At 68.4% G+C, this 12,999-nt stretch carries 6 protein-coding genes and 2 pseudogenes; 4 read left to right on the top strand and 4 right to left on the bottom strand.

The annotated features are described in order from the left end of the window. Positions 1-419 precede the first annotated feature (419 nt). A pseudogene (locus tag I6A81_RS44590) lies at positions 420-694 on the top strand (IS1380 family transposase); the annotation flags it as partial. A gap of 415 nt (positions 695-1,109) precedes the next feature. On the opposite strand, the gene I6A81_RS42305 reads toward I6A81_RS44590, so the two are convergent. Continuing rightward, positions 1,110-2,450: an ABC transporter substrate-binding protein gene (locus tag I6A81_RS42305; protein ID WP_203006812.1), complete on the bottom strand. Its 1,341-nt coding sequence runs from the start codon at positions 2,448-2,450 to the stop codon at positions 1,110-1,112. Positions 2,451-3,568: 1,118 nt separating this feature from the next. On the opposite strand from I6A81_RS42305, the pseudogene I6A81_RS44585 reads away from it, so the two are divergent. Next, positions 3,569-3,728 (top strand): annotated as a pseudogene (locus I6A81_RS44585) (IS110 family transposase); the annotation flags it as partial. A 432-nt stretch (positions 3,729-4,160) separates the two neighbouring features. Here the strand turns inward: I6A81_RS44585 and I6A81_RS42300 are convergent. From I6A81_RS42300 to I6A81_RS42290, 3 genes are all read right to left on the bottom strand, one after another. Further along, positions 4,161-5,858 (bottom strand): GGDEF domain-containing protein, encoded by a 1,698-nt coding sequence (locus I6A81_RS42300; protein WP_203006813.1) that lies wholly within the window; start codon positions 5,856-5,858, stop codon positions 4,161-4,163. Positions 5,859-6,263: 405 nt separating this feature from the next. Further along, on the bottom strand, positions 6,264-6,575 hold the full coding sequence (locus tag I6A81_RS42295; protein ID WP_238430720.1) for a transposase: 312 nt from the start codon (positions 6,573-6,575) through the stop codon (positions 6,264-6,266). Positions 6,576-6,783: 208 nt separating this feature from the next. Further along, a complete protein-coding gene (locus I6A81_RS42290; RefSeq protein WP_203006811.1) occupies positions 6,784-11,694 on the bottom strand; it encodes a diguanylate cyclase in 4,911 nt (1,636 codons plus the stop codon). Between the two features lie 275 nt (positions 11,695-11,969). Between I6A81_RS42290 and I6A81_RS42285 the strand changes: the two genes are divergently transcribed. Together I6A81_RS42285 and I6A81_RS42280 are read left to right on the top strand one after the other, a co-directional pair. Next, entirely contained in the window at positions 11,970-12,434 is a 465-nt protein-coding gene (locus I6A81_RS42285) for a helix-turn-helix domain-containing protein (protein WP_203006810.1), read from the top strand. Between the two features lie 50 nt (positions 12,435-12,484). Beyond that, positions 12,485-12,991, top strand: a complete 507-nt coding sequence (locus I6A81_RS42280) for a transposase (RefSeq protein ID WP_203006809.1) — start codon at positions 12,485-12,487, stop codon at positions 12,989-12,991. Positions 12,992-12,999: the final 8 nt, after the last annotated feature.

Here is a 12,999-nt window from a genome sequence, read left to right as displayed (position 1 = left end):
ACCTGGGACACCAGCGACCTCTCCTACGCGCGCCCGCTGACCATGGAGACCGAGCCCGCCACCCGCTGGTAGCGCCCGAATGGGCGTGGCCTCGCCGACACCTCCGCCGCGGAGCCGGGGGAGCCGGGGGAGCCGGGGGAGCCGGAAGACAGGTTCGCCGCCCGGCCGCGGCGGGAGGAGCCACTGGGTCCCCGCGCGGCGGGCGGTCCGCCGAGGCAATCCGCTGCGGAGCGAGAGCTCCTCGATCATCGTCACCGGCTCGACCGCTGGAATGATCAAGGGGATGGCGGATGCGACGGACGCGACGGGCGGGGTCGCCTACTCGTTGGCGAAGCAGCTGACCGCCAGGTACCTGGCGGTACTCGCCCTGCGGCTGTGCCACGGCCGGCCGGTGCTGGTGCATGTACGTGGACACCGCGGCGGGAAACTGCGGCGGCACACTTGGCTTTCTCGACCGGCTCCACCGGCGCCGGCCGGCTACCCGGTCGGGTTCGCCCTGCCCGACGACGCGGCCGACCTGATCGCGAAGATCCCGGCAAAGGCCTGGACCCCGGCCCACGACGCTGACTGCCAGCCCCGGCCCAACGCCTGGGGCGGGGAGTCGACTGGGTTGATGGACCTGTCCGGCTGGCCGCCGGGGATACAGATCATTGTCCGCGAGGAGCGGCCTCCCAGCAGGGCCGCGATCCGCGTACACAGCCAGTGTCGACCCACCTGGGGCCGCCCCGGGCGGGGCTGGTCGGCCGGGTCAGTCGGCCCCGCGGTGTCGAGCCGGCCCATCCAGCGCCGCACCGTGGCCGGATAGCACTCCAACAACGCCGCTATCTCGGCCGCAGCCGGCCCGTGCAGCGACAGCGGCACCACCACGGCCCGCCACCGACCCCGCAGATCATCCCGCAGCTTCTCCACGTCGCGGGTGGAGTGGTTGGCGAACACCCTGGGCGGGCGCATACTGACCACGACCTCGCCGGGAACGGACGGGCGGTGCAACCTCGACCCATCCCCGGCGAGGCCAGTATCAACCACCTTCACCCAGCGACCTCGCCCGAGTCAGGCGCAGATCCTCGGGATACGTGCCTAGCAGCGAACCAGATCCATCCCGCAGCCCGTCAGCCCGCGATCGGCGTGTTGCCGAGGACCTTGTACGCGGCCGGCTGGCCCTTGCTGTCCAGGGTCGTTGCTAGGCCGCCAAGGACGCAGACGGCCGGCGCCGCCGGGATGGCCTCGCCGTTGCAGCGGTATTTGATCCCGCCGCCGCCGGGTAGGTCCGTCTCTTCCATCGCCTTGATGGTCGATGCGATGGTCGCCGGGGTGATGTCACCCGAGATGTTCTCCACGGCCTTCTGGAAACCGGCGGTGATCATGAACATGATCATGCCGTCCTGGAAGCTGAGGTCGATGTCCTTGCCGTAGGTCTCGGCGACCTGGGTGTAGAGGCGCATCGACGGGCTGTCTGGGCCGAGCGGTGCGGTGGCGCTGACGACCATGCCCTCGAGGGTGCTGCCGGGGACCGCCTTGCGGGTGGCGTCGGTGATGCACTGGGAGATGGCGCTGATGGTGCCGGTGAACCCGACGGCTCTGAGGCCGTTGATCGCGCTGATGCAGAACGAGTCGTTGCCGATGATGGAGACCTGGTCGGAGCCGTTGCCGACGATCTGCTGCATCTGGGGCGTCATGTCGGCTGTGCCGGGTGCGATCCGGAGGAGCTCGTAGCCGATGCCGGCCTTCTGGAACAGGGGTGGCGCGACCTCCTGGGCGGAGTGCAGCGCGGCGGGGACGTCGATGACGATCGCGGTGACCTTCTTGTTGCCCTTGTCCTTGGCGACCTGAATCGGCATGTCGATGACGGACCAGGTCGGGTTGCCCAGTGAGAAGGTCGTCGGGCTGGCGAGCAGCTCGGGATGATCCGAGCCGTAGAGCATGACGGGAATGTGCGCCTCGTTCAATGGCTTCCAGGCGCTCTCGATGACAGCGGACGTGCCGATGAGGGCGGCGACGACGCCCTCATCGACCAGTTCGTTGCCGCAGTCGGTGGCCTTGGACGGGTCACCCAGGGTCTCGCAGATCGTCAACTCGATGGGGTGGCCGCCGAGGCCGGACTTGTGCTCGTTGAGCCACTTGACAGTGGCTTCGGCCACCCGGTTGTCGTTTCGATGGTCAGCGATCGGGCTGGCCCCGTCCGTGATCACACCAATCTTGACCGGGGCGCCGGTGGCCTTGGCGATCGGGCCGAGCAAGTCCTCGGAACTCGCGGAGCCGTTGGCCGCGGGGGTGGAGCCGCCCTGGTCGTCGGAGCCGCCACAGGCCGAGACGAAGGCAAGACTCGCCGCCAGGACGGCGACGCCAATGAGCTGTAACCCGGCCGGGCGGGTGCGTGGCTGCGGCGCTGTAGCGGACCGTAGCGATGGGGCAGAGGCCCGCTGGGCAGCCTGTTTCCGAATGTGCAACATGTTTCCGCCTGTCATCGGATGTTAGAAATTGCGAAAGATCGCCGAACCGTTCGCGAAGATTGACCGACGGTTTCGTTGAGAAAAACAATTTCAAGATTCAGCACGGACGCTAAGGCTGCCCGTCACGATTCGGCCGAAGGTGCTGCTGGCTCAAGTGCCGACAATGGATCGGGCGCAACGGACATGCCGCGTACCCATTCAAACGATCGCCCAGTCAGGCGACGACGTGTGCACGAGCCGAGAGGATCGTCTAAAAGCTTTCCTCGACGGCACCGGGGTGCTGTGGTTGTCGGTGAAGACGTATCGAACTGTAGGAGTACCGTGGGTTTGAGGCCAAGTGGGCTATCGGCTCGGGGTTTGAGGCTACGAGAGTTGCCAGGTCCCGTGTACTACGAGGTCTAGGATCGGCATCAGCGCGAGGGCGGCACGCTCAACGCGGTCCGCTCGCTTGCCGACTTTGCCTTGAACGAGGACGGCAAGTTCTGCAACCTTGAAGTCTTCCGCCAGCAAGTCCCTGACGGATGGTGTCTCTGCCGGGCTTGTCGATCCAGCATGGGTCGGCCTTGAAGACGTTCCGAGAGGAGTACCTCGAGCCAGGTCCCGATCCGCTCGAACTTGTCCACAGCCACGAACTCCGCGAGCGGGTCAACCCGACGGGAGTGAAACCGAGGTCCTTGGCAGCCGCTACCAGGCTCCGTACCCCAACGTCATAGGGAACTACCTTTCCGCCTGATCTCTTCCGCTCGTGCCGCCAGCGTCGATCGTTATCATGGCCTTCCCCTCTGACATGTTTCCCGTACCGCGCTGGCACCCATTTTTCTCTCTGTACGCCGACGCCGAGCCGCGATGGTCGGCAGGTGAACGCGTAAGGGCGACCGGCTACTCGACTCGCGCCACAGACGGGTAGCAGGTATTTCCCGCATGTACAGTAGGACGTTGCGCACCTGTATAGCAGAGTTTTGCGCGTCTGTACAGCAGTGTGTGGCGGGCGCGGCGGGAGGGCGTCGCGCGGCACCGGGGCGGGTCGACCGAGGACGGCGCCTGGGCCGCAGCCGTTGGGGGCGGTCATCGCGAGCATGACGGCATTGGCTACCTGCCTGGCACTGAGTTCCTGGCCACCATCGGCCAAGTCCTACTACGACCGCAGACGCTCCGAGGGCCAACGACACAGCCAGGCCGTCCTCGTCCTCGCGCGCCGCGGTCAACGTCCTGTGGATGACGCTCCGCGACGGGCGCGGCCACGGGGATCGGCCGCCCCTCAGTGCTCTCGCGGCTTGACAAGCGGATTGAGAAGCACGGACCGACGGTAACGATCTTGCCTGTCGGCGGTGGCCTGGCGTAGATGTACGCCGATCCGCGGCGGCCGACCTGCGCGCAGCACGGCGACCCGGTGGCGGTGGTCATCTCAGTGGTGGTGCACGGCGAGTACTGGCGGACGCCGTCTGTCGGCGATACCAGGTCCACATGCATACCGGCGACCAACCGGGCAGCCGGTCAGGCCGAGGGTGCTCCAGTACCTACGACGCGAGGCCATCGGATTCGCCGGTCCTCGCTGCGGCACGAACTGTCGTAGCCACTCGGTGCGGCCGCGTCGGCCTATGACGCGACGGGCGCGGCAGCGGGTCACTGCGACCAGCGGAAGGCTGCCTGTCACAGGGGCTCGTCGCGCATGGTCGAGGCGGCGAGACCAGGCCCGCCGTACCTGGCTGATCAGCTTTCTGGAGTGCTGGTCCGCAGGACTGGCGAACCACGTGCTCGGTCCCGACCGAAGCGAGTGAGCAGGCCGGGGTGGTAGACCACGAGCCGGTCGGCCGGTTGTCGTTTGGCGGCGTACATTGCCAGGTCGGCTTGGTGGAGCAGGATGTCGGGGCTGGTTGGTCGGCTGGTGGCGTCGAGGGTGACCAGTCCGAGGCTTGCACACGGGTCGTACTGGTGACCGGCCAGCTGGCAGGACGCCTGTATCGCGGTGGTGAGCCGCTCGGCGATGCGGCGCGGGTCGTCGGGGGCGGCGCCGTCAAGGATGACGGCGAACTCATCGCCGCCGAGGCGGGCCACGGTGTCGGCGGCACGAGTTTCGGCGCGTAGCCGCCGTGCGGTGATCTTGAGGAGTTCGTCGCCCGCGGCGTGCCCGAACGCGTCGTTCACCTGTTTGAAGTGATCAAGATCGAGGAACAGGACGGCCATCGCGACCGTCTGGTCGGCGGGCGTGTCGCACCTGCCGGTGGGGTTGGCGGCAGACGTGACTGCGCGCTGCAGCCGTCGGGTGAACAGCGCCCGGTTCGCCAGGCCTGTCAGCGGGTCGTGGAACGCCTGATAGTGCAACTTGTGCTCGCGTTCGCGGATCTCGGCGAGCAGTCGGGTGTTCTCAGCCAAGGTGATCATCTGCCGGAACAGGACCAGCACCAGCAGGCTCACCGTGCCATATATCTCGAACCGATCGACGCGAGCGCCGGTCACCAGCGAGCAGAGGACCAACAGACCCGCCAGGCCGAACACGACGTACGGCAGGACGGCGTGCGCCCACATCATCCGCGGACGAGGCGGCGCCAGGTCGTCCGGCTGCGCCTGGATGGGGACCGGCGCCAACGCGGCGAGGAATATCAGAAGTAGGGCCGCGGCGAACAGGACCAGACTCCATAACGGGAGCTCGTAGGCGCCGTGGGCGACACGGTAGACGAGGGTGTTCTGCGTGAGCCCCAGGGTCAGCAGACCCACGGCTAGCAGGGCGAGCGTCATGGCGGAACGCGGCCGGCGGAAGCTCGCGATCAGCAGGACTGCCGTCGCCAGGATCATCATCGCAACGTTGTGCACCAAGGCAAGCAGGAACAGCGCGAGGTCGTGTGCACTCGATCGCACGACCGGGCCCAGCACCGTGATCCACTCCAGCAGGACGACGGAACCGACGATCAGGACACAGTCCAGCACGGTGATCGCGTGCCAGCGTCCCGGGATGTACCGCCGTCTCGCGCTCTCGTCGGCGAGCGGGTCGGTCGGCAGGCACAGGAGCCCCGCCAGAGCCAGCGCATAGAAGACAAGAAGGGCCAGGGTCGACGATGTCTCACCAGCCAACGGCCGACCCGTCAGCAATATCACCGCAGCCAGAAGGCCTCCGGCCGTCATACCGCCCGCCATCACACCAATCAGCACCCGCCATCGCCGGTCACCAGGGCCGGCGTGACGAGCGGTCCACAGGCAGGCCGCCGCAGCGGCGATGTCGGCGGCGAGGCAGACGAGGACGGTGGCGATCTGGCCGGCACGGTAGTCCAATAGCACCGCGAATGCGACATCCAGCCCGATGAGCAGCGCGGAGGCCACCACGGCACCAAGGAACAGAGGCGGTGCATGGCCGGCACCGAACGGGCGCCGGATGCCTGGCCCCACCGCTCCGACGCCACGGAATCCAGTCATCGCTTCCCCCAACGAGCCCATCGTAACTGGCAGAACTCGGACCGCGACAGTCCGGCTGCTACGGTCTGTCCCGATCGCCGGCACCACGCTCCGATCCGACGGGCAGAGGGTCAGCCGGCGTTGCAGTCCGTGCCGGTCGGCCGTGGTGCCCGCACAACATCACCATCGGCCGGGCACTGCCCAGGCTGTCCGCCAGCCGCCGCGGGGCCTGCCGTCGGCGCAAGCCTCTAGAGGGAAAACAACGTGACCGTTCAGCGGTGTGCACCCGGGTCAGGCTGCCTGGTCGCGTGGTTGTCGCGGCCCGGGTGGAGTGGCGGTGACGTGGTAACCCAGGGCGCCGAGCTGTGTGATGAGTCGCTGGGCGTGGCGGGGGTCGCGGCGTCGGAAGTAGTCGGCGCCGAGGTCCTAGCAGGACTCGTCACGGTCAAGCATGTGGAAGAGGGCGACGAGGATCGAGTGCTCGACGGCGACGCGGGCCTTGGCCGGGCTGCGGCGGGCCTTGCGGCGGCTGTACTGGGCGGACAGGTAGGTGCCCTTGGTTCTGCCGGCGGCACGGGCGGCGTCGTGGAGGTAGAGCCGCAGCCATTTGGAGCCTTTGCGGGTCTTGCCGCCTTTGGTCTTGCCGGCGGATTCGTGCTGGCCGGGGCAGCGCCACGTGGCCGGCTGACGCCGACCCTGATCACTAAAGGGAAATAGAACGTGACCCCCGTGGCGCATGCCGAGAGCGAGGACGGGTGTTGAGCACGTCGACGCCGCGTTCGGTGGGCAGCGGGTCGTTGTCGCATTGCTGGTCCGCCAGTTCCGCTGCGGCGAGTCGGGCTGCGCGACGATGACGTTCGCCGAGCACAATCTGACGAGCGATGCTTCCGCCGCCCTAACTGGCTTCGGGGGCCGAATCGCTGATGGCCACGCGATGACGCCACGATCAGGAGGTTGGGCGTGGGCTTGCCACCTCCACTCGGTTGCGTCCGCTGTTCTTGGCTTGGTACAGCGCGGCGTCGGCGAGGTCGACGAGTGTCTTCACGTCGTCGTCGGGGGCTGGGGTGGTCGATGTTACTCCGATGCTGATCGTGACGATCTGGTCGGGGGGTATCGGGTGTGGTTGGGCCAGTTCCTCGATGGCGGTGCGGAGTCGTTCGGCGGTCCGTCTGGCGGTGTCGAGGTCTGCGCCTGGCATCACGGTGACGAATTCCTCGCCGCCGTAGCGAGCGGTGAGGTCGGTATCGCGGGTGTTGTCGGTCAGGCAGGTGGCGACGCGTTGGAGGCAGAGGTCGCCGGCGGTGTGTCCGTGGCGGTCGTTGTAGGACTTGAAGTGGTCGATGTCGATCATGGCGAGTGCGAGGGGTGTTGCCTGGTGTCTGGCTCGGTGCCATTCGGCGTCGAGGATCTCGTCGAGGCGCCGCCGGTTGGCGAGTCCGGTCAGCGGGTCGGTGATGGAGAGGTGCTCGAGGCGTTGGTTGGCGGCGGCGAGTTGCCGGGTGCGTTCGGCGACCTCGCGTTCCAATGAGGTGTAGACCATGGCGTTCTCGAGGGAGACGGCGAGTTGTCCTGCGATGAGCATGATTCCTTCGAGGCGTTCGGTGGTGAACGCGCTGCGGATCATCCGGTTTTCGAGCAGCAGCATGGCGCGTAGTTCGCCGCGGATCATGATGGGGATGGCGAGCAGGGAGCAGCGGTCGAGGTCGGTGAGATAGGGGTCGCGGTGGAACCGGTCGTCGCGAGTGGCGTCGGCGATGACGAGGGGCTCGTGGGTGCGTTCGGCGTACCGGATGGCCGAGGGGGGTAGCAGGCGCCGCCGACCGGCTTCGTCGAGCGAGATGTTGCTGCTGTCGCCCACGGGTACGGTCCAGCCGTCCTCCCCCTCGTGGTTGCGCAGCAGCAGGTGGACGCTGGTGGCGCCGGTCATCGCCGAGAGGATTCCGACAACTTCGGCCCGCAGGCCGTTGGTGCTGGTCTTGGAGCTGAGGGCCTGGGAGGCGGCGACGATGCCGAGCAGGTCGATGGTGCCGGTTGTGACGGTGGGTTGGGAGACGGCGGCTTCGACCGGTGGTTGCGTGGCTGGCTGAGCGCGGGCGGGTTCGGCTCGTAGTATCGGGTAGGCCCAATCGAGCTGGCTGACCTTGGCGGTGGCGCCCCAGTCCGCGTAGTGGTGGCGGGCTTCGGCGAGCAGCGTGCGGCCGGTGTGCTGCATGCCGTGTGCCAGAAAGAACCGGGCGGCGCGTTCCGCGATGAGCGCCCGGTGCCAGGGACGTGCGCGGGTGGAGGCTTCGCGCTGCGCGACGTCGAAGGTGTACACCGCCTCGTGGAAGTCGCCGACGGCCCAGGCCCGCTCCGCCTCCACCAAGCGCAGCAGGTGCAGGAAGTTGACCGGCGCGTCGGTTGCGCGTGCCGCCAGCCACGCGACCCACTCGTCCAACTCGGCCACCATCGCCTCGTACCGGCCGGGCTCTGTCGAACGGGCTTGCCCTGCCAGCGACAGGGCTCGTAGCAGGCGCGCCGTCGCCACCGTGTATAGCTCCGTGCGGGCTGAGAACAACGGCATCGCGGCCGCCGTGTGCCGCTCCAGCTCCGCGGGATGATCGAGGATGGCTGCGGCGAGCGCCCGGGTGAGGTGCAGATGAGCGGTGGCGTAGGGATTGGCGGCCAGCATGTTCAGCTGGGCAGCCTCGTCGGCGACCGATGCGACGATGTCGCCGCGCAGCATTCTCGTCAGCCGGCGGCAGGTCCGGAAGGTTTCTTCGGCGAGACTGTTGCCGGTGCGGGCGGCGAACGCCAGCGCCGCGTCGGCCTCGGCGTCGAAGTCCTTGAGCGATGGGGCGCAGTCCAACAGGTAGAAAAGCAGCACGCCGTGGCTCCAGCAGGCGTTCTGCAGCTCACCAGCCTGGAGCAGGCCCTCCAGCGCGCGGCGCGCCACGGGCAGGTTGTCCTCCAAGGAGGCGAACCAGTGGCCGGCACCGACTACATAGAGGAACTGCGCCTGCCACAGGTCGGGTTCATAGCCGCGCGTCTGGGCGACGGCGAGGATCCGTCGCATGATGCGGTGCGCGGTGCGGTAGTCCTGCCGGCGGGCGGTGATCACATGCATGATGGTGCTGGCCGGGAGGACAAGGGTGCGATCGGGGCCAAGTCGTTTCCACATCTGCAGCGCCTGCACGGCCAGCCACTCCTGGACTGGCCGGTCGAAGAAGTACGCCGGGGTCAGCAGCCGGTCGACGAGTCTTATGGCGCCGAGTTGCGAACGGTCGGTGATTCTCGGTCGGCGCAGGTCGTCGGACTCGCTGGTCTGGTCGATCCACCGGTAAAGCGTGTCCAGCCGGCGGTCGATTTCGGCGTCTAGATGGTCCCGGTCCGGGACAGCGAGACCGAGCTGTCGCAGCTGGTCGAGGCCGAGCCGGATCGCCTCGCCGCCCCGGACCCGGTTGGTGAGGCTGCTGACCTGGACCACGGTGGCGGGCGTGCGTTGTGCTGGGTGGGTGCACAGCCGGCTGATCGTCTGGTACTCCTCGTCCGCCTCCTCCAGCCGGCCGAGGCTGTAGAGGGCGGCGTGCCGGCCGGTGCGGACCGTGATCAGCTGGTTGGTGTCGGTGGGGCCGATGAGCGTGGCCGCCGCGGTCAGGAATCTCTCCACCAGCGGGTAGTTGCTCAGCACCCGCGCCTGGTCGGCGGCTTGCTGGAAGAGCCTGACCATCAGTTGCCGCTCCGGCGCGGCGTGCACGGCGTCGGCGACGGACAGGTACTGCTCGGCCGCCATCGCGAAGAGCTCGGGTCGGTCGGCGAGACGCCGGGCCAGCCGCAACTGCGTGGCTCGCCTCGCCTGGGGGCTGAGGCTGCCGAGGATGGACTCCTGCGCCCGGTCATGGTGAAACCGCGCGCTCTGCGGGCCATCGGACTCCAGTACCAGCAGCCCGTCGGCGAACGCGGGGGCGAGCCGCCGTTCGACCTCGCCCGCCTCAAGCCCGGTCGCGACCTGCAGGACAGGTAGCTCGACCCGGCCGGCCAGACAGGCCATGATCGCCAGCAGCTGCCTGCTTGTCCGGGGCAATGCGGCGACGCGGGCGGCCAGCAGCCCGGTCACGTCCACGCAGGCCAGCCGGCGACGCAGCGCGGCCTCATCCCATCGCCAACCGGCCTCACCGAACGTGAGCAGGCCCTCGTGGCGCAGCGCGTTGAGTAGCTGCACCGTGTCGTAGGGATTGCCCCCGGCGGAGGGCGCGATCATCTGGGCCAGCCTGGCGGCGGGCCGCGGGGCCAGGCGTAGCAGGTCGGCCACCAGGGCCGCCTGGCTGGCCGGGGCCAGATTGCCCAACCGAATCTGGCGCGGCCCAACTGACTGGCGACGCCAGCGGGCGAGCATCGGTGCCAGCGGATGGGCGGCATCCACCTCGCCTTCCCGGTAGGCGCCGACCAGCAGCAGCCCCTCGACCTGTTGCTCGCCGCCAAGTACCAGGTCGACGATGCCCAGCGGTGTCCGCCCGGCCCACTGCAGGTCGTCGACGAAGAACACCACTGGCCGTTTCCGGGAGGCGACGGCGCGCAGGATCTCGACCGCGCCGCGCTGGGCCCGCACCTGCGCGGTCATCGGCTCGCCCAGCTCCGGGGAGACCTTCAGCAGCGTCGCCAGCTCCGGCACGGTCGCGGCCAGGACGGTGCTTGACCCCAACGCCCGCAGCATCCGGTCCCGCACCTCGGCCAGCTGGTCCTCAGGCTCGGCGAGCAACAGCCGGCCCAGCGCCTGGAACGCCTGCCAGACCCCGTCATGCTCCTGGTCGCGGCGATACTGGTCGAACTTGCCCGCCACGAACCAGCCGTCGGCGCCGGCCACGATCGGCCGCAGCTCATGGGCCAGGGACGTCTTGCCCACCCCCGGCGCGCCGCTAAGGAGGAGGCCGGTGCGGCGGCCCGCCATCGCCTCAGTGAACGCCGCTCCCAGCTCCCCGATCTCATCCTCGCGCCCGGACAGCCGGGACGGCACCAGTGACCACGTCGGAACATCGCACTCGCCGGGACGCACCACTACGGTGCCCTGGCGTACCAGAGCAAGATCATGTATCAGGCCGTCGGCGCTCTGGTAACGATCCTCCGGCTCCTTTTCCAGCAGGTGCATGATGATCGCCGACAGCGCGGCCGGAACCGCCGCATTCACAGCCACCGGCGGTACCGGCACCCGCGCCAGATGACCGTGAATGATCCGCAGCGGGTCCGCGGTACCGAACGGCGGCATGCCGGTAGCCAGCTCGTACAGCGTCGTGCCGACCGTGTACAGGTCCGCCCGCGCATCGACCGGGCGACCGGTCCGGCCGGTCTGCTCCGGCGCCAGATATGGCACCGACCCGACAATCTCCCTGGGATGGACGAACCCGGTCTGGACTGCGGCAACGGTGGTAGCCAGCGCAAAGTCGATCAGGCATGGCGAATCCCGGTCGCCGCTCATCACGATGTTCGCCGGGTTGATGTTCCGATGCACCACCTCCAGGCGATGCACCCCCGCCACCGTGCGCGCGAGCAATGCGGCCAGATCGAGCAGTTTGGCCGGGTCCAGGGGAGAGGCCCGTTCGGACAGAACCGTGCCGCCAACATCGTTCAGCAGAATCGACCCCGGACACCGCAACTGTCCAGCCGCCAGGTGCACAACCCCCTCAACCCCGGACAACCGCTCGAGGATCTCCACCTCATGGCGCAACCGCTGCCGCGCCCCGGGCCCCAATGGCTCCTTCCGGATCACACTCCCAGTAGCTGACACCAGCCGAGTCACCCGGGTCCGCTCCGACTCATGCAGCAACTCGACCCGCAAGACCTCCGGCGGGTCCCGACTAGGCGTCGTTCGCTGGGCCCTCATCTGACAACCTCATCATCACGGCACTCGCTACTCCACGCCGAGTCTTCCCCGATCGTGCCGAGAGCACCCCAGTGAAAGCCTGAGCCTGGATGCACCGATCCGATTCCCGAGCTCTTCAGGCCGGGATGTCAGCCCCGTACGGGGCGATCCGGCCCGCCGCCCCGAATCCGGGCAATCTTCGCTGAAGCGACACTAGTAGACCGTCGCTTCTAATATTCGGCGGATGTGGTAGATCGTAGCGGTGGCCTTCGTTCCTGTTGTCGTGAGGATGTGTCGTGTCGGGGTTGGCGTCGGTGGTGCTCAGTGCCGATGAGCGTGCGTGGTTGACGAGGGTGGTGCGGACCGGGGCGCATCCGGCGCAGGAGGTCCGCCGGTCGCGGATCCTGCTGGAGCTCGATGAGAGCCAGGGCGTGCCGGCTGGCCGTCGGGAGATCGCCGAGCGGGTCGGGGTGGATCCCGACACGGTCACCAACGTCGCCAGGGCCTATGCCGAGCGTGGTGGTGACATCGCGGCGACGATCCAGCGCAGGCGGCGGCTGACACCGCCGATCGAGCCGAAGATCACTGGCGAGGTCGAGGCGCGGCTGATCGCGCTGGCGTGCTCGACCCCGCCGCCCGGTCACGGCCGTTGGTCGCTGCGGCTGCTGGAACGGCAGGTCGCGCTGGTCGCCGACCTCCCGGACATGGACCACTCGACGATCGGACGGGTCCTAAAAAAACGGCGCTTCGTCCTCACCTGAGGAAGTACTGGACCATCCCGCCCCGAGCCAACGGCGAGTTCGTCGCCCGGATGGAAGACGTCCTCGCGGTCTACGCCCGCCCCCACGACGCCCGTGTGCCGGTGGTGTGCATGGACGAGAAGCCCTACCAGCTCCTGGCCCACGCCCGCGACCCGCTGCCGGCCGCGCCCGGCCACGACCTCACGGTGGACTCCGAGTACGTCCGCGGCGGGACCTGCTCGATCTTCGTCTGGGTCGAGCCCCTCGCCGGCCGCCGCCGGGTCACCGCCCGGCCCCAGCGGACCCGCAGAGACTGGGCCCAGGAGATCGACCGGCTCCTGACCAGCGACTACCCCGAGGCCGAGAAGGTGGTCCTCGTCCTGGACAACCTCGGGCACCCACTCCCTCGGCTCGCTGTACGAGGCCTTCGAACCCGCCAAGGCGTTCGCGCTCGCCCAACGACTCGAGATCCACCACACCCCACGGCACGGCTCCTGGCTCAACATCGCCGTGCGACACGAGGTCGCATGAGAACAGTGGTACTCGTTGAGGAGGTTCGACTGATGTCGAAGACGTAGGACCCGGT

Origin of the sequence: Frankia nepalensis, assembly GCF_016786325.1 — a bacterium.
GTDB classification, from domain to species: domain Bacteria; phylum Actinomycetota; class Actinomycetes; order Frankiales; family Frankiaceae; genus Pseudofrankia; species Pseudofrankia nepalensis.
Note: the sequence above shows the minus strand (reverse complement) of the source record. Positions and strands in the feature narration are given on the sequence as shown.